At 51.6% G+C, this 17845-nt stretch carries 16 protein-coding genes and 1 other annotated feature; all 16 genes read left to right on the top strand.

What is annotated here, in order from left to right; all coding sequences use genetic code 11:
* Positions 1 to 2 precede the first annotated feature (2 nt).
* The 16 genes from D3D03_RS06875 to pyrE all read left to right on the top strand — a co-directional run bounded on the left by D3D03_RS06875 (position 3) and on the right by pyrE (position 17790).
* Positions 3 to 275, top strand: coding sequence for a YggT family protein (locus D3D03_RS06875; protein WP_028105981.1), 273 nt, complete (start codon positions 3 to 5; stop codon positions 273 to 275).
* On the top strand, positions 275 to 1048 hold the full coding sequence (locus tag D3D03_RS06870; RefSeq protein WP_119923209.1) for a YlmH family RNA-binding protein: 774 nt from the start codon (positions 275 to 277) through the stop codon (positions 1046 to 1048). Before D3D03_RS06875 ends, D3D03_RS06870 begins: the two co-directional genes overlap by 1 nt.
* A gap of 24 nt (positions 1049 to 1072) precedes the next feature.
* On the top strand, positions 1073 to 1594 hold the full coding sequence (locus D3D03_RS06865; RefSeq protein ID WP_026827944.1) for a DivIVA domain-containing protein: 522 nt from the start codon (positions 1073 to 1075) through the stop codon (positions 1592 to 1594).
* Positions 1595 to 1823: a binding site (T-box leader), on the top strand. It abuts the gene before it with no gap.
* Between the two features lie 59 nt (positions 1824 to 1882).
* Positions 1883 to 4618 (top strand): isoleucine--tRNA ligase, encoded by a 2736-nt coding sequence (gene ileS, locus D3D03_RS06860; protein ID WP_026832567.1) that lies wholly within the window; start codon positions 1883 to 1885, stop codon positions 4616 to 4618.
* A gap of 71 nt (positions 4619 to 4689) precedes the next feature.
* Entirely contained in the window at positions 4690 to 5163 is a 474-nt protein-coding gene (gene lspA / locus D3D03_RS06855; protein WP_026832568.1) for a signal peptidase II, read from the top strand.
* Positions 5163 to 6086 carry an RluA family pseudouridine synthase gene (locus D3D03_RS06850; RefSeq protein WP_026832569.1) on the top strand — a complete coding sequence of 308 codons (924 nt, stop codon included), beginning with the start codon at positions 5163 to 5165 and terminating at the stop codon, positions 6084 to 6086. Before lspA ends, D3D03_RS06850 begins: the two co-directional genes overlap by 1 nt.
* 241 nt (positions 6087 to 6327) lie before the next feature.
* A complete protein-coding gene (pyrR, locus tag D3D03_RS06845; protein ID WP_026832570.1) occupies positions 6328 to 6858 on the top strand; it encodes a bifunctional pyr operon transcriptional regulator/uracil phosphoribosyltransferase PyrR in 531 nt (176 codons plus the stop codon).
* A gap of 50 nt (positions 6859 to 6908) precedes the next feature.
* On the top strand, positions 6909 to 8225 hold the full coding sequence (locus tag D3D03_RS06840; protein WP_026832571.1) for a uracil-xanthine permease family protein: 1317 nt from the start codon (positions 6909 to 6911) through the stop codon (positions 8223 to 8225).
* Positions 8226 to 8366: 141 nt separating this feature from the next.
* The gene (locus D3D03_RS06835) at positions 8367 to 9266 is read left to right on the top strand and encodes an aspartate carbamoyltransferase catalytic subunit (RefSeq protein WP_026832572.1); all 900 of its coding nucleotides are present in this window, start codon (positions 8367 to 8369) and stop codon (positions 9264 to 9266) included.
* Between the two features lies 1 nt (position 9267).
* Positions 9268 to 10539, top strand: coding sequence for a dihydroorotase (locus D3D03_RS06830; protein ID WP_028105985.1), 1272 nt, complete (start codon positions 9268 to 9270; stop codon positions 10537 to 10539).
* Complete coding sequence (locus D3D03_RS06825) at positions 10532 to 11620, top strand: carbamoyl phosphate synthase small subunit (RefSeq protein ID WP_119923208.1); 1089 nt, start codon at positions 10532 to 10534, stop codon at positions 11618 to 11620. Before D3D03_RS06830 ends, D3D03_RS06825 begins: the two co-directional genes overlap by 8 nt.
* Positions 11613 to 14825 carry a carbamoyl-phosphate synthase large subunit gene (gene carB, locus D3D03_RS06820; protein WP_119923207.1) on the top strand — a complete coding sequence of 1071 codons (3213 nt, stop codon included), beginning with the start codon at positions 11613 to 11615 and terminating at the stop codon, positions 14823 to 14825. Before D3D03_RS06825 ends, carB begins: the two co-directional genes overlap by 8 nt.
* Positions 14822 to 15553 (top strand): dihydroorotate dehydrogenase electron transfer subunit, encoded by a 732-nt coding sequence (locus tag D3D03_RS06815; RefSeq protein WP_026832576.1) that lies wholly within the window; start codon positions 14822 to 14824, stop codon positions 15551 to 15553. The genes carB and D3D03_RS06815 overlap by 4 nt, the downstream gene beginning before the upstream one ends.
* Positions 15550 to 16479, top strand: coding sequence for a dihydroorotate dehydrogenase (locus D3D03_RS06810; protein WP_119923206.1), 930 nt, complete (start codon positions 15550 to 15552; stop codon positions 16477 to 16479). Before D3D03_RS06815 ends, D3D03_RS06810 begins: the two co-directional genes overlap by 4 nt.
* On the top strand, positions 16454 to 17152 hold the full coding sequence (gene pyrF, locus D3D03_RS06805) for an orotidine-5'-phosphate decarboxylase (RefSeq protein ID WP_119923205.1): 699 nt from the start codon (positions 16454 to 16456) through the stop codon (positions 17150 to 17152). Before D3D03_RS06810 ends, pyrF begins: the two co-directional genes overlap by 26 nt.
* Positions 17149 to 17790 carry an orotate phosphoribosyltransferase gene (gene pyrE / locus D3D03_RS06800; RefSeq protein ID WP_119923204.1) on the top strand — a complete coding sequence of 214 codons (642 nt, stop codon included), beginning with the start codon at positions 17149 to 17151 and terminating at the stop codon, positions 17788 to 17790. The genes pyrF and pyrE overlap by 4 nt, the downstream gene beginning before the upstream one ends.
* The last annotated feature ends 55 nt before the right edge of the window (positions 17791 to 17845 follow it).

Genomic DNA, 17845 nt, shown 5'->3' with positions numbered 1-17845 from the left:
ACATGGATTCACAAGTCATGTATGCAATCGGGCGTACACTTGGCACATTACTTCAATATTACAGCTACGTTATGATCGTCTACATTTTACTTTCTTGGTTCCCGAATGCACGGGAATCCAGATTCGGTCAGGTCTTAGCGATGTTAGTCGAACCGTTTCTTGCACCGTTCCGACGGATTATCCCGCCCATCGGAGGTATGCTTGACATTTCACCAATCGTTGCCTTTCTTGTGCTTAACTTGGCGCAGGCAGGAATCCGGGCTATCTTCCTGTAATGAGTGTTTATGATCATTATCGCGGACATGAGCGGGAGTTTGTCGATCTTGTCTTAAACTGGATCGACCATGTCGAAGCGACCTACACGTTTAAGCTAACTGATTTTCTGGATCCACGTGAACAGCAAATCACACGGGAACTCGTCGGTACGAAATGCGCCCTCTTTTTTGAGGGCGGTTTCGAAGGCGCAGAACGACAGCGTGCATTGATTGCACCTGATTATTATGATCTCGATGCAGACGACTTTGATATTGCCATTTATCGTATTCATTATCCTACAAAATTCGTTGAACTGTCGCATCGACAGGTGACCGGCACGTTGTTGAATATTGGGCTGAAACGCGGAAAATTCGGCGATGTGGTGATTCAGGACCAGACAGTGCAATTTGCTGTCGCGAAAGAAGTTGCCTCGTATATCGAAGCGAATGTCGATCGGGCAGGCAAGACGAAAATCCGTTTGTCCGTCGTGGATTCGGAAGAACAATTGAAAATCAAAGAGCAGGAATGGCAAGAAGAGTTAGGTTTTGTCAGTTCCCTGCGGTTCGATACCGTAGTCAGTGAGATTCTTGGTTTTTCGAGACAAAAAGCGCAAAGCTTGATTAAGCAAGGTGAAAGTAAAGTCAATTACAAAATCGTGGAAGATCCAAGTTTTCTGTTAGATGAAGGGGATTTACTGTCCCTTCGCGGAACAGGTCGTGTCAAGTTGATTGCCGTACTCGGTTCAACAAAGCGGGATCGGATCAAACTGCAATACGGTCTGTTAAAAGGTTAACAAACAAACTGAGGAGGATTCATTATGCCATTGACGCCACTTGATATTCACAATAAGGAATTCACACGGAAGTTTCGCGGGTATGACGAAGATGAGGTCAATGAATTTCTTGATCAAGTCATCAAGGATTTTGAATTGTTGCTTCGGGAAAACCGTCAACAACAAGAAGTCATTCAAAACATGCAGTCTCGTGTCGATTACTTCAGTTCGATGGAAGAAACATTAAACAAATCGATCATCGTCGCTCAAGAAGCGGCAGAAGAAGTGAAGGCCAACGCGACGAAAGAAGCGAGCCTGATCGTCAAACAAGCTGAACGGGAAGCGGAGCAGTTACAAGATGCAGCGCAACGCCGCGCCCAACGGACGGACTTTGAAGTCGAACAGATGCGTAAAAAAATCGAGTTGTACCGAAACCGGTTCAAAGTGTTGATTGATGCCCAGATGGAATTATTGACAAGTCACGACTGGGATGCGTTTGATAGTTCGACGCGAGGTGCGCTTGACGAGATTCCGGCAGTTGCGTATAATGACGACGATGTCATATAAAGTAAAGCAGTGAGAAGGACACGTTTTTTATCAGGATACTGTCAGCGAATCGGGAAACGGTGTGAGCCCGACCAGTGAATGAAAAAAAATATCCCCTTTGAGTACGGGACTGAACAAATGCAGTAAGTTCCGTCGTTTCGCCCTCGTTATCGGGCTCTTAAGTGGTAATCCGTTCGTAAGGATTGCTAGTAGGGTGGTACCGCGAGTTCAAGTCAAACTCGTCCCTATCAGGGGATGAGCTTGGCTTTTTTTTGTACTTAAAAATACAGACAAGTGAGGGAATGCCAGATGGAATACAAAGATACATTATTGATGATGAAAACGGAATTTCTGATGCGAGGAAACTTACCAAAACGTGAGCCGGACATGCAGGCACGCTGGAACGAGATGAATCTCTATGAAGCAGTCCAAGAAAAAAATGCGGGGAAACCGACGTTTATCTTACATGACGGTCCTCCCTATGCGAACGGTGACATCCACATGGGGCACGGCTTAAATAAAGTCCTAAAAGATATCGTCGTCCGTTACAAATCGATGAACGGATTCCGTTCACCGTACGTACCGGGTTGGGACACGCATGGTCTGCCGATCGAAACGGCTTTACAAAAAGCAGGTGTCGACCGCAAGTCGATGTCGGTTGCTGAATTCCGGAAGCTCTGTGCGAAATATGCGCTCGAGCAAGTCGATCATCAGCGAGAGCAGTTTAAACGACTTGGTGTGTTAGGTGATTATGACAATCCGTATATCACGTTGCAACCGGAGTTCGAGGCGGCACAAATCCGTCTGTTTGGTGACATGGCGAACAAAGGATACATCTATAAAGGGAAAAAACCGGTTTACTGGTCACCTTCTTCAGAGTCGGCTCTCGCGGAAGCGGAAATTGAGTATCAAGACAAACGATCGGCTGCCATTTACGTCGCGTTCCAAGTCATGGACGGGAAAAACATCTTGGAGCCGACGGATCATTTCGTCATCTGGACGACGACACCATGGACGATTCCAGCGAACCTCGGGATTTCTGTCAGCGGTGAGTTGACATATGCACGCATCGAATACCAAGGCAAAGGCTACATCGTTGCCGAGACACTCGTACCGGAAGTCATCGAAGCATTAGGTTGGGAAGAAGCGACGGTAGGTCGTGTCTTCAACGGCGCGGACTTTGAATACATCAAAGCGAAACATCCACTGTATGACCGTGAATCACTCGTCATGCTTGGGGATCACGTCACAGCGGAAGCAACAGGTGTCGTCCATACGGCTCCAGGACACGGGGAAGACGACTTTAGAATCGGTCAAGCCTACGGACTCGATATCCTTTGCCCTGTCGATGATAAAGGTGTCATGACGGCAGAAGCACCCGGTTTTGAAGGCATGTTCTATGAAGATGCAAACAAAGAAATCGGAATTGCTTTAGAAGAAGCCGGCGCCTTGTTGAAATTGTCGTTCATCAAACACTCGTATCCACACGATTGGCGTACGAAAAAACCGGTCATCTTCCGGGCAACACCACAGTGGTTTGCTTCGATCAAAGATTTCCGTACCGAAATCCTGGATGAGATCAAAGGTGTCCAGTGGGTACCGGAGTGGGGCGAAACCCGCCTGCACAACATGTTTAAAGACCGTGGAGACTGGGTCATTTCCCGTCAACGGGCGTGGGGTGTACCACTGCCGATTTTCTATGCGGAAGATGGCACGGAAATCGTCACACCGGAAACGATTGACCATATCGCGAATCTGTTCGCTGAACACGGATCAAACGTCTGGTACGAGCGCGAAGCGGTTGATCTGCTTCCGGAAGGCTTCACGCATCCGGCAAGCCCGAATGGTGTCTTCAAAAAAGAAACGGACATCATGGATGTCTGGTTTGACTCCGGTTCCTCGCATGCGGGTGTGTTAGAAGCACGTCCGGAGCTCGAGCGTCCAGCGGATCTTTATCTGGAAGGATCGGATCAATACCGCGGTTGGTTCAACTCATCCCTTTCGACAGCCGTCGCAACGACGGGGAAAGCACCGTATAAAGCGGTCGTCAGTCACGGATTTGTTCTGGACGGACAAGGACGGAAGATGTCGAAATCAATCGGAAATACGATTGCACCAATCCAGATCATGCAACAGTTCGGAGCTGAAATTCTCCGTCTGTGGGTCGCTTCCGTTGATTATCAGTCAGATGTTCGCGCTTCGATGGACAACTTCAAGCAAGTATCGGAATCGTACCGGAAAATCCGGAATACGGTCCGCTTCTTACTCGGAAACCTCGATCAATTTGATCACACGACACACCGTGTTGCCTTTGAGGACTTACCAGAGTCCGACCGCTTCATGCGGACGAAGCTTGACCAACTTGTCGGCAAAGTGAAGGCGGCTTATGATGCCTACGACTTCATGGCAGTATATCAACTGTTGCATAACTTCTGTGTCTTGGACTTGTCTTCGTTCTATCTGGATTACACGAAGGACATCCTCTACATCGAAAAAGAAGATGCACCGGCGCGTCGTGCCGTTCAGACAGTCATGTATGACACGGTCGTGACGTTGTTACAATTAATGGCACCGGTCTTGCCGCATACGGCAGACGAAGCATGGGAATTCGTTCCGGGTGTCGAAACGAAAAGCATCTTCTTGACGGATCTTCCGGAAACACCGGAAGTGACGGAAGAAGGTCTGGCGTTGATTGCGAAATGGAACAGCTTCCTCGTTTTCCGCGATGACGTCCTAAAAGCACTCGAAGAAGCACGTGCGGAGAAGCTTGTCGGGAAAACACTTGAAGCCAAGCTCGAGCTTGCGCCAAATGACGAGACAAAGGCGTTGCTTGGGACGATTGATCACCTCGAACAGTTGTTGCAAGTCTCACAGATTGTTTTCGTTGATTCGGCTGAGAAGACATACGAAACGACAGGAGTCACGGTTCTCAAAGCAGACGGTGAAAAATGTGAACGATGCTGGACCTATTCGACCGAACTTGGTCAAGATCCGGCTCATCCGACACTTTGCCCACGTTGTACTGAGGTCGTCAATTCTTTATAATGGTCAGGGAGGGGCAGCTGCGGCGACTTCGTAGCGGTCCCTCATTATTTTTGGATGTGGAGGAAAAAAGAATGTGGCTTTACTTAGCGATTGCTGCTGTACTCGTCGGCGTGGATCAATTGACGAAATGGATCGTCGTACAACAAATGACGATCGGTCAGGCGATTGAGATCATTCCGAATTTCTTTTATTTGAATTCCTACCGAAATCGTGGTGCGGCATGGGGCATGTTAGAAGGGAAATTTGGCTTTTTCTTCGTGATTACCGTTGTCGTCGTCATCGGATTGATTTATTTTCTGTATAAAGAAGGCACAAAAAACAAAGTATTTGCTTGGAGCATTGCCTTATTACTGGGCGGGGCGATCGGGAATTTTATCGACCGGATGGCGCGCGGAGAAGTCGTTGACTTTTTCCATTTTTATCCGTTTGGTTACAACTTCCCGATATTCAATATCGCAGACGTCTGTTTGACGTTTGGGGTGATTTTGATGCTGATCAGCGTCATGTTTGAAGAGCGTTTGACTAAGAAGGGAACGATTGATTAATGAATGAACAGAATGAATGGGCTGTAAAAGCCAATGGTGCAACCGGTCGAATCGATAAATGGTTGGCGGAACAACAAGACTGGTCGCGTTCACAAGTCCAGGATTGGCTAAAAGCCGGTCATGTCGAAGTCGACGGACGCATCGTGAAACCGAACTATAAGATGTCCGGAACAGAAAACATTCTCGTCCGGATTCCTGAAGCGGTCGAACTTGAAGTATTACCCGAGAATATTCCACTGGATGTCGTGTATGAAGACAGTGATGTCATCGTCATCAACAAACCAAAAGGGATGGTCGTCCACCCGGCCGCCGGTCATGTATCGGGTACATTGGTCAACGCCTTGTTGTACCACTGCCAGGATCTTTCCGGCATCAATGGTGTGAAACGTCCCGGGATCGTCCACCGAATCGACAAAGATACATCAGGTCTCCTGATGGTCGCTAAAAATGATTTGGCTCATGAATCCTTGGCGCAACAATTAAAAGACAAAACGACTGAACGGTTGTATATTGCCCTGGTCCATGGTGAAATTCCGCATGAACTCGGAACAATCGAAGCGCCGGTCGGACGCGACAAAAATGACCGCCAACGAATGACCGTGACCGACAAGAATTCAAAAGCAGCGGTGACACATTTCCGTGTACTTGAGCGTTACGAAGGATTTACCGTCGTCGAGTGTAAGCTCGAGACAGGACGGACGCACCAAATCCGTGTCCACATGCGTTACATCGGCTTCCCGCTTGCCGGAGATCCGAAATACGGACCGCGGAAAACGATGAAAATGAACGGTCAAGCACTCCATGCCGCGGTTCTCGGATTCACGCACCCACGCACTGGCGAGACGTTGCGTTTTGAAGCCGATTTGCCGGAAGAGATGACATTTGAAATCAGTCAGTTGAAAAAACTCGAATTAGAGTCTTGACGTTTTTCTGATAAAACGGTAGAGTATCACCTAGAGAGCGATGCGAGACATCTGCCTCACAATCGGTCGTCCGCGTTGACGATCCTACCTATAGCACACCTTTAAACGAGTCCGGAGAGGCTTCGAAAGGGAGACACTTAATTTGTGTATACACGTGTAGCTGTCTGCTACCGACACGTTTTGTCTTCAACAACCTCCTGCGACTTTACGCAGGAGGTTTTTTTGTAGAAAGGAGCCAATCATGAAACCATCCGTCATTTTAGATGAAGCAGCAATCGGTCGCGCGTTGACACGTATTGCGCATGAAATCATCGAACGTAACAAAGGGATCGATCAACTGATGATCGTCGGGATCAAGACACGGGGCGAAACGTTAGCCCGTCGTTTAGCCCGCCGGATTGAACAGATTGAAGGGAAGCCGGTTTTACTCGGTGTCGTTGATATCTCGATGTACCGGGACGATTTATCGAAGAAAAGCCTGGAACCGGAAATCAAGGGCACGGACATGCCGGAGACCGTAACTGGAAAAATCATCGTCCTCGTCGATGATGTCCTCTACACCGGGCGGACTGTCCGTGCCGCGATGGACGCACTCGTCGACCATGGACGTCCGAGCATGATCCAGCTCGCCGTCCTGGTGGACCGGGGACACCGCGAACTGCCGATCCGACCGGACTTCATCGGCAAGAACGTGCCGACGTCACGGGAAGAACAAGTCGTCGTCGCGTTGTCAGAAGTCGATGACGCCGATCAAGTATTCATCAAACGTTAAACAAAATACCTTTAACGTGGTCCAGAGAGACCAGAAAGGGAGTTATCCTCATGAAAAAACACACAGCAGTTCTTGATGTACAAGAACGTCCGAACCATCCTCTCCAGTGGCTGATGCTCAGCCTGCAACATGTCTTCGCGATGTTTGGCGCGACTGTCCTCGTTCCGTTATTAACGGGATTGAACACGTCAGTCGCTCTCGTCGCAAGTGGAGTCGGCACCTTGATTTTCCTCGCCGTCACACGCTTCAAAGTCCCAACATACTTAGGCTCGAGTTTTGCCTATATCGTGCCGATCATCGCCGTCAGTGAACGCTGGGGCGTCGAAGACGCCTTAGTCGGCGGCATGGTCGCCGGTCTGGTCTACGGACTGGTGTCGCTCATCATCACCTATACGGGTGTCGGTTGGCTGATGAAACTCTTGCCGCCTGTCGTCATCGGACCGGTCATCATGGTCATCGGTCTATCGCTTGCTCCGACCGCTGTCAACATGGCGATGAACGATGCGGATGGCAAATACAGCGGCACATTGTTCTTCGTTGCCTTGACGACACTTGCCGTGACCTTGCTGGCGATGACGTACTTCAAAGGCATGTGGAGCACGGTTCCGATCTTGTTTGGGATCGGCACGGGATACCTTGTCGCAGCAGCTGTCGGAATCGTGGATTTCACCTCGCTTCGTCAAGCAAGTTTCTTCCAGATTCCAGACTTCACGGTACCGTTTCTCGACTACTCACCTACGTTGAACTGGGCGGCACTCGCCCTCATCGTCCCGGTCACGCTCGTCACGTTGACGGAACATATCGGGGAACAAAAAGTGACATCACGGATCATCGGGCGCGAGACGCTTCTTGATCCAGGGATGCACCGGACGGTCCTCGGAGACGGGTTGGCCAAGACGGTCGCTTCGATGCTCGGTGGACCACCGGTTACGACATATGGTGAAAACAACGGTGTCATGGCGATTACGCGGGTTTACAGTGTGTTTGTCCTGGGTGGTGCCGCCGTTCTTGCCATCAGCTTTGGTTTCCTCGGTTATGTCGAAGGGTTCATCAAAACGATTCCAACACCGGTCATGGGTGGGATCAGCATCTTGTTATTCGGTGTCATCGCGTCCAACGGTCTCCGGACATTGGTTGAAAGTAAAGTGGACCTGGCAGACAAACGAAACTTAACGATCACGGCCGTCATTCTTGTCATCGGTATCGGTGGGGCCGCCCTGAAAGTTGGCGACTTCTCTTTAGAAGGCATGGCACTGGCAACGGTTCTTGGCATCCTCCTGAATCTGATCCTGCCGAAGACGCCGGTAGAAGCAGAACAAAGCGAACAAGACACCTTACAATCGAAACGAGCAGCTAACGACTTTTAAGACGTTCCAGAGAGAACGATAAAGTGGAGGCCCTTCAGAAGTGCAGGCGAACAGCCCTGTCTTCTTCAGCGCACCTTCACATCAGAAGGTGCGCTTTTTTGTGGGGCAAAAGGAGAGAATAAGATGCAGACACAGCAACGCATTTCACATTTCGTCAGTTTGGATGACTTATCAACGGTTGAAATTGAACGGTTGATCGCCCGCGGATTAGAGTTAAAGCAAGGGGCTCCGCCGCACAGGACGGTAACCAAAACAGTCGCCAACCTATTTTTCGAACACTCGACACGAACAAAATGTTCATTTGAAATGGCGGAACATCACCTCGGACTGCACGTCCTGCCGTTTGAAACAGCGACGTCCTCCGTCCAAAAAGGCGAAACGTTGCTCGACACCTGTAAGACGCTGGAAGCGATCGGGGTCGACGCACTTATCGTTCGTCACGGCGAGACCGGCTACTACGAACGCTTACAAGAACAGCTCCGGATTCCGATCATCAACGCCGGCGACGGGAGCGGCCAACACCCGTCACAGTCGTTGCTCGACTTGATGACGATGTATGAAGCGTTTGGGAATGTCACCGGGAAAACGATTGTCATCTGCGGAGACCTTAGACACAGCCGTGTCGCGCGATCCAATGCACATGTCTTGCGACGATTGGGGGCGACGGTCATCGGATCAGGTCCCCGTGAATGGTTCGACGACACGTTAGGCATTGCGTATCAAGAAATCGACGAAGCGTTGACGAGCAGTGACATCATCATGCTATTGCGTGTGCAACATGAACGTCACTTGGACGACCAGTCGTTTGAGGCGACGGTCTACCATCAACGGTATGGTTTGACGCATGAACGGATGGCACGGATTCGTCCGGAAGCCATCGTCCTTCACCCGGCACCGGTCAATCGGGGTGTCGAGATTGCCGAAGAACTTGTGGAACATCCTCAATCGCGGATTTTTGACCAGATGACGAACGGTGTTTTTGCACGGATGGCGATTTTAGAACGGGCTTTTGATGAGCCGACAACAAAGGAGACGATATAAGATGGCAATTCGAATTGATCATGCAACGTGGTATAAAAACGGTGAACGGCAACAATCGAGCATCCGAATCGAAAACGGACTGTTTACGGAACTGGATGCGACACCGAAGGAAACGGACCATGTGATTGATGCGAACGACTATCTCGTAGCGCCGGGCTTCGTCGACATTCACGTCCACTTACGTGAACCGGGCGGCGAGCACAAGGAAACGATTGCGACGGGCACAGCGGCTGCGGCTGCAGGCGGCTTTACGACAATCTGTCCGATGCCCAACACGCGTCCGGTGCCGGACGACCGGGAAACGCTGGACGCACTGTTTAAAAAAATTGAGGAAACGGCCTCTGTCCGTGTTTTCCCTTATGCGGCGATTTCAAAAAATCAGCTAGGGCAGGAACTCGTCGCGTTTGAACAGTTGACCGATGCCTTTGCTTTTACGGATGACGGAGTCGGTGTCCAAAGCGCCGCCGTCATGCGCGAAGCGATGACCCGGGCTGCGGCCCTGAATAAAAGCATCGTCGCCCATTGTGAAGATGATTCGCTCAAGGCGGGGTGTGTCCACGAAGGCACTTACAGCAAACGGGAAGGACTACAAGGCATCCCGTCACTTGCGGAAAGCATTCACATCGCACGGGATGTCTTGATTGCCGAAGCGACCGGCTGCCATTATCATGTCTGCCACGTCTCGACAAAAGAATCGGTCCGGGTGATCCGGGATGCGAAACGAGCAGGCATCCGGGTGACGGCGGAAGTCACGCCCCACCATTTAGTATTGACGGAAGACGACATCATCGGACGGGATCCAAATTTCAAGATGAACCCGCCACTTCGCAGCGAAGCGGATCGCCAGGCTCTGATCGAAGGCTTGCTGGACGGGACGATTGATTGTATCGCAACGGATCACGCACCCCATGCGGCAGACGAAAAAGCACTCGGCATTGAACGTGCCCCGTTTGGCATCACCGGTTTTGAAACGGCATTCGCGTTGCTTTACACCAAGCTGGTCGAACCGGGAATCCTGCCGCTTGCGCGGGTCATCGACTGGTTGTCGGCAGCACCTGCTGAATTGTTTGAACTGCCGTATGGACGGATCGAAGTCGGGGCGCCGGCCGATCTTGTTTTGCTGGATCTGCAGACAAGCCGTGCGGTCGAACCGGAGCAGTTCTTCTCAAAGGGGAAAAACACACCGTTTCGCGGAGAACATCTGACTGGCTATCCGGTCCTGACAATCGTTGGCGGAGAAATCGTATTCAAGGGGGAAATGACACATGTCTAAACGGACGTTGATTTTAGAGGATGGTTTGGTGTTTGAGGGAGAAGCTTTTGGAGCAGACGAGGTGACGATGGGCGAGGTCGTTTTCCAGACCGGAATGACAGGTTATCAAGAAATGTTATCGGATCCTTCCTATTGTGATCAAATGATTGTGTTAACGAATCCGTTGATCGGAAATTACGGGATGAATCGGGACGACTATGAAACGACACGACCGCTTGCTAAAGCGCTGATTGTCCGTGAAATCTGCCACACGCCGTCGAACTTCCGGTCACAGACCTCGCTTGCCGACGCGATGACAGAATTCAACATTCCCGGATTGACCGGCATCGATACGCGGCAGTTGACCCGCCATCTTCGTTCAAAAGGTGTCATGCGAGGTGTACTGGTCGATGGGGCATACGACTTGCAGGAACAGCTCGATCATATTCGGCAGTTGCAACTGGCGACTGATCAAGTGAAACGGGCCTCGACGGAACGGGCTTACGTTATTCCCGGCGCCGGACCCCGGATCGTCCTCGTGGACTTTGGCGCAAAACTTGGAATCGTCCGGGAGCTCGTCCGCCGTGGATGTGAAGTCGTCGTCGTACCGTACGACGTGACGGCGAAGGAAGTCCTCCATTATGTACCGGACGGTGTCATGTTGTCGAACGGTCCCGGGAACCCGAAAGACGTCCCGACGGCCATTCCATTGATTCAAGAATTGACGGGGCAAGTCGTCATCTTCGGGATTTGTCTCGGTCATCAGTTGATTGCCCTGGCGCATGGCGCAGATACGTTTAAGTTACCGTTTGGTCACCGGGGTGCGAATCACCCGGTCGAGGAGATCCGAACCGGTCAAGTCAGTATCACGTCACAAAATCATGGATATGCCGTGGAAGAACAATCGCTTGCCGGATTGAACCTCGCGTTGACGCACCGGGCAATCAACGACGGGACAGTGGAAGGAATTCGTCATACTAAACATCCGGTCTTTTCCGTTCAATATCACCCGGAGGCTTCGCCGGGACCGACCGATGCCAACGATTTATTTGATCAGTTTTTAACAGAAATCACGAACCAACAGGAGGTCACTCATGCCTAAACGTCAAGATATTCAGAAGATACTCGTCATCGGTTCCGGTCCAATCGTGATCGGACAGGCAGCAGAATTTGATTACGCGGGAACACAAGCCTGTCAAGCTTTGAAGGAAGAAGGGTATGAAGTCGTACTCGTCAACTCGAATCCAGCGACGATCATGACGGATCCGACGGTTGCGGACCGGGTGTACATCGAACCCCTCCAAGCAGAATTCGTTGCCCGGATCATCCGAAAAGAACGTCCGGATGCCTTACTTGCTACGCTCGGCGGACAAACGGGTCTGAATCTTGCCGTCGAACTCGACCGTCTTGGTGTCTTGAAAGAATATGGCGTCGAACTGCTCGGGACAAAATTATCCGCCATTGAGGAAGCGGAAGATCGTGATTTGTTCAGAAAACTGATGTTTAGACTCGGACATGGTGTGCCGGAAAGTGAAATCGTCCATACGGTGGAAGAAGCAGAACAGTTCTGTGCAAAAATCGGTCTCCCGATTATCATCCGTCCCGCCTATACACTTGGTGGAACAGGCGGAGGCATCGCCGAGACGATGGACGAGTTCATCCGCATCGTCGAAGGAGGACTGAAGGCCAGTCCGGCGACACAAGTCTTGCTGGAAAAATCGATTGCCGGCATGAAAGAAGTCGAATTCGAAGTCATGCGGGACGCGACGAACCAAGCGATCATCGTCTGTGCGATGGAAAACTTTGATCCGGTCGGTGTTCACACCGGCGATTCGATCGTCTTTGCACCAACACAAACGTTGTCCGACCGGGACTACCAGATGATGCGTAACGTCTCACTCGATATCATCCGGGCACTCGGCATTGAAGGGGGATGTAACATCCAGTTTGCGCTGGATCCGTTGAGCTTCACGTATTACGTCATTGAAGTCAACCCGCGGGTCTCCCGTTCGTCGGCGCTGGCCTCTAAGGCAACCGGTTATCCGATTGCAAAATTAGCCGCTAAAATCGCGGTGGGTTACGCCTTATCTGAATTAAAAAACCCGATTACGGAAACAAGCTTCGCCTCTTTTGAGCCGGCACTCGACTATGTCGTTGCGAAGATTCCCCGCTGGCCGTTCGATAAATTCGAATCAGCGGACCGGACACTCGGTACACAGATGAAGGCGACCGGCGAAGTCATGGCGATGGGACGAACGATGGAAGAAGCGTTGCTCAAGGCAGTTCGTTCTCTGGAAATCGGCCAGTCGGATCTCCATATGGCGCGATTTGGCGGCATGGAGGAAGCGGAATTACACCAGCAAATCATCAAAGCAACGGACGAGCGGTTGTTTGCTTTATATGCGGGCATCGAGCGCGGTTACTCCGTTGAACAGTTATACGCGTGGACGAACATCGATCGGCTCTTTCTTGAGAAACTGCACCATATTTACCGGATCGAGCAGGACATCATCGAGAACGGATTGACCGAGGAACGCCTCCGTCATGCCAAACGCTACGGTTTCAGTGATGTGATGCTCGCACGGCTGACCGGACAGACGGAAACGGAAATCCGGCGTGTCCGACAAGATGCCGGACTGCATCCGGTCTATAAGATGGTCGATACATGTGCTGCTGAATTTGCTTCGGACACACCGTATTATTACGGGACGTACGAAGTCGAAAATGAAGCGATGCCGACTACCCGGCCGTCGATCCTCGTGTTAGGTTCCGGACCGATTCGGATCGGACAAGGCGTTGAGTTTGATTATGCGACCGTCCATTCGATTCAAGCGATTCGCGAAGCGGGTTATGAAGCGATCATCGTCAACAATAATCCGGAGACCGTCTCAACGGACTTCTCGATTTCCGACCGCCTGTATTTTGAACCCTTGACGACGGAAGATGTCTTGGAAGTCATCCGGAATGAGCAGCCGATTGGTGTCATCGTTCAGTTCGGGGGACAGACGGCAATCAATCTGGCGGAATCGCTGGAAGCAGAAGGCGTCAATATCCTTGGAACATCACTGGAAGACTTAGACCGGGCAGAAGACCGGAAACAGTTTGAAGCTGCTCTGACGCAACTCAACATTCCTCAGCCACCCGGAAAAACAGCGGTTACGGTAGCAGAAGCGACAGAAGCGGCAAACGGGCTGGGGTATCCAGTGCTCGTCCGACCGTCCTATGTCCTTGGTGGACGTGCGATGGAAATCGTGTACGGACAGCAGGAGCTAGAACACTATATGAAGCACGCCGTCATCGCCTCGCCGGAACGTCCTGTCCTTGTCGATCGGTATTTGACCGGGATGGAGCTGGAAGTAGATGCGATTTGCGATGGGGACGATGTCGTCATACCGGGGATCATGGAACATATCGAACGCGCCGGGGTTCACTCGGGGGACTCGATTGGTGTCTATCCTCCGCAACGGGTGCCGCAAGCGATCAAGGATTTGATCGTCGATTATACGACACGGATCGCCAAAGCCTTCCGGATTAAAGGACTGCTCAACATCCAATTCGTGTTCGCGGACGGTGAATTGTATGTCTTGGAAGTGAATCCACGGGCGAGTCGTACTGTCCCGTTCATCTCAAAGGTTACCGGATTACCGGTTGCCCGACTTGCGACGAACGTCATTTTAGGAGAGACGCTTGCTTCTTATGGATTAACGAGTGGTGTCTTACCGGAAGAAGCCCTTGTCTCCGTCAAAGTGCCGGTCTTCTCGTTTGCGAAGTTAAAAGAAGTGGATCCGTCGCTCGGACCGGAAATGAAATCCACCGGCGAAGTCATCGGAACCGACCGGACACTCGAGAAAGCACTTTACAAAGGACTACTCGCCTCCGGAATGGCGATTCCGGAACACGGTCGCGTCTTGATGACCGTCGCGGATCAGGATAAACACGAAATGCTGGATCTCGCAAAACGATTCACGGCACTTGGGTTTACACTTCTTGCGACGGCCGGCACCGCCGGTTTCCTGGCAGAAAACGGGTTGCGTGTTCAAGTCGTCGGAAAAATCGGTTCGGAAAAAGGGTCGATGCTTGATGTCATTGAAAAAGCAGAAGTGGAGTATGTCATCAATACGATGAGCCGTGACTCCCAAGTCACAAAAGACGGCTTCATCATTCGTCGCGCGGCGGCAGAAAACAATGTCGTTTGTCTGACGTCACTGGATACGGCAGAAGCCTTGTTGCGTGTCATCGAAAGTTTATCCTTTGAAGCCAGCGCCATCCAACCGTTCGACTACATGAAAAAGGCGGTGACCCGATGATTCATATGTTGACAGTCGTGACACGCCGGCAAATCGCGAAGGGGGCGACAGAGTTAGTCTGTCGTCTGCCTGACGCAACGGTTATCGAACCGGGACGTTTCATGCACTTACGGGTCGGTCCCCTGTTACGCCGCCCGATTTCGATCGCCAACGTCGAAGGGGACTTGATCACCTTTTTGTTTAAGGAAATCGGTCAAGGGACAAAAGAACTCGCCCAGTTACGTCCGGGAGATCAGATTGATGCTCTCGGTCCGCTCGGAAACGGGTTTCCGGTCCAGCACGTCGCGCCCGACACCCGGATTGTACTGGTGGGCGGCGGAATCGGCGTACCACCGCTTTACTACACGATGCGAAAACTCGTGGAACGGGGGATTTCCTGTGAGGCGATTCTTGGATTTGATACGGCGGACAGCGTGTTTTATGAAGACGAATTCCGAGCGCTTGGTCCGACGACTGTCACGACGGTCGACGGGACAGCCGGTGTTCAGGGATTTGTGACCGCGGCACTTGAACCCAATCGGTTTGACACGTTGTTTGCCTGCGGACCGGAACCGATGTTGCGGTCGATTCAACACGTTCCGATCACGCATAAATTTTTATCGATTGAAAATCGAATGGGTTGCGGCATTGGGGCTTGTTTCGCTTGTGTCTGTCCGACACCGGATGGACACTACGTTAAGACCTGCTCCGACGGTCCGGTTTTCCGGGCGGAAGAGGTGATCCTATGAGTCGTTTACAGGTTAATTTACCCGGTCTCCAATTAAAAAATCCGATCATCCCGGCGTCCGGCTGTTTTGGATTTGGCGAAGAATTTGCAAAACTATACGATTTGTCGATCTTAGGCGGCATCATGATCAAGGCGGCGACCGGTGAAGAACGGTACGGCAATCCGACACCACGCGTCGCGGAGAGCGGGATGGGCATGCTCAATGCCATCGGCTTACAAAATCCGGGCGTCGACGGTATCATCGCCCAGAAATTGCCGTTCCTTGGTCAATTTGATACGGAAATCATTGCGAACGTTGCCGGTTCGACGCCGGAAGAGTATGAGACCGTCACGAAACGAATCAGTCAAGATCCGGTCGTTAAAGCGATTGAACTGAACATCTCCTGCCCGAACGTTAAATCCGGCGGGATGCAATTCGGGACGGATCCGTGGATGGCAGCGGAGCTGACGAAACGGGTCAAAGCCGTTTCGGACAAACCGGTTTATGTGAAACTGTCGCCCAACGTCACGTCGATTGTCGACATGGCGCAGGCCGTTGAACAAGCAGGGGCGGATGGACTGACGATGATCAATACTCTCGTTGGCATGCGCATTGATGTCCGGACAGGGCAACCCATATTGGCGAATCGCGTCGGTGGTCTGTCCGGACCGGCAATCAAACCGGTGGCCGTCCGGATGATTCACGACGTCGCTCAAGCCGTCGAAATTCCGATTATCGGGATGGGCGGTGTCATGGAAGTGGATGATGTTCTTGAGATGATTTATGCGGGCGCGTCCGCCGTAGCGGTCGGGACAGCAAATTTCGTTAATCCGTTCATCTGTCAGGAATTGATTTCAGCTCTGCCGAAACGGATGGATGAATTAGGAATCGAACACATTCTAGACATCAGGGGGAAAGCATATGGGGCAACTTTACATCGCGCTTGATTTTCAATCAGCAGCAGAGGTCGAACAATTTTTGAATCAACTGGCACCATACCGTCCGGCGGTTAAAGTCGGCATGGAACTGTACTACGCTGAGGGTCCTGCGTTTGTCCGGCGATTGACGGAACAAGGACATGCCGTGTTCTTGGATTTGAAGGTTCACGACATTCCAGAAACAGCGCGCCGTACAATGCGGATTCTGGGTCAACTGGGTGTCGAACTGACGAATGTCCATGCGGCGGGTGGAGAGGCGATGATGCGGGCGGCACTCGCAGGATTGCGGGAAACCTCCCCGACGACCCGTTTGATTGCGGTCACCCAACTGACGTCAACGGATCAGGCGATGTTGACCGATTTGATGATTCCCCATGCGATGGATCAGGTAGTGACGCATTATGCGCAACAAGCGGAACAGGCGGGACTAGACGGCGTCGTCTGCTCGGCCCTCGATACACCGACACTTAAAACCGTTTGTCGGACGGGGTTCCAATTGGTCACACCGGGCATTCGACCAGCCGGGACGGACGCAAATGACCAGAAGCGGGTTGCGACCGTCACGGATGCACGGCAATTTGGTGCAACGGATCTCGTCATCGGACGTGCCATCACACAGGCAGCGGATCCGAAACAGATGTATGAAATGGTACTGACACAATGGAAGGGGATCAAAGCATGAATCAACTCGCAAAAGCGCTACTCGATATCGAAGCCGTGACACTTGCACCAAACAGACCCTATACGTGGGCGAGTGGTCTGCGCTCACCGATTTATTGCGACAACCGATTGACGTTGTCGAGTCCCGCCGTCCGGACGTTGATTGCGGATCTGCTCGCAGAACGCATCAAACCGCTTCAGGTCGATGTGATTGCCGGAACGGCGACGGCGGGAATTCCTCATGCGGCACTGGTCGCAGAACGGCTCGGATTGCCGATGGTGTATGTCCGGGGCAGTGCGAAAGCACACGGCAAAGGCAATCAAATCGAAGGACGGATTCAAGCAGGACAACGCGTCGTCGTCATTGAGGATTTATTGTCGACCGGCATGTCCTCGATTGAAGCGACACAAGCGGTCGAGGCAGCAGGTGCAACGGTCGTACGGATTCAAGCGATTTTTTCGTATGGAATGACACGATTAATGGAAAACCTAGAAGCGGCCCGTGTTCAAGCGGATGCCTTACTGACATTTTCTGAACTGCTGGAAACGGCGGTCGCGACCACGTACATTTCCCACGAAGAACAGGACCGTCTGCAGGACTGGGCGGTTGATCCGGTCAAGTGGAGTGAGGCGTTCATGGCGGCAACTGAAAAAAATTGATGGTACAAGAAATCACTCGTCTGTCGCACGCTGTTTTATTGCCAGTGCGTACAAC

This window comes from Exiguobacterium sp. RIT452, assembly GCF_003598705.1.
In the GTDB taxonomy this organism is placed as follows: domain Bacteria; phylum Bacillota; class Bacilli; order Exiguobacteriales; family Exiguobacteriaceae; genus Exiguobacterium_A; species Exiguobacterium_A undae.
This window is presented reverse-complemented; position numbering and strand designations above follow the sequence as displayed.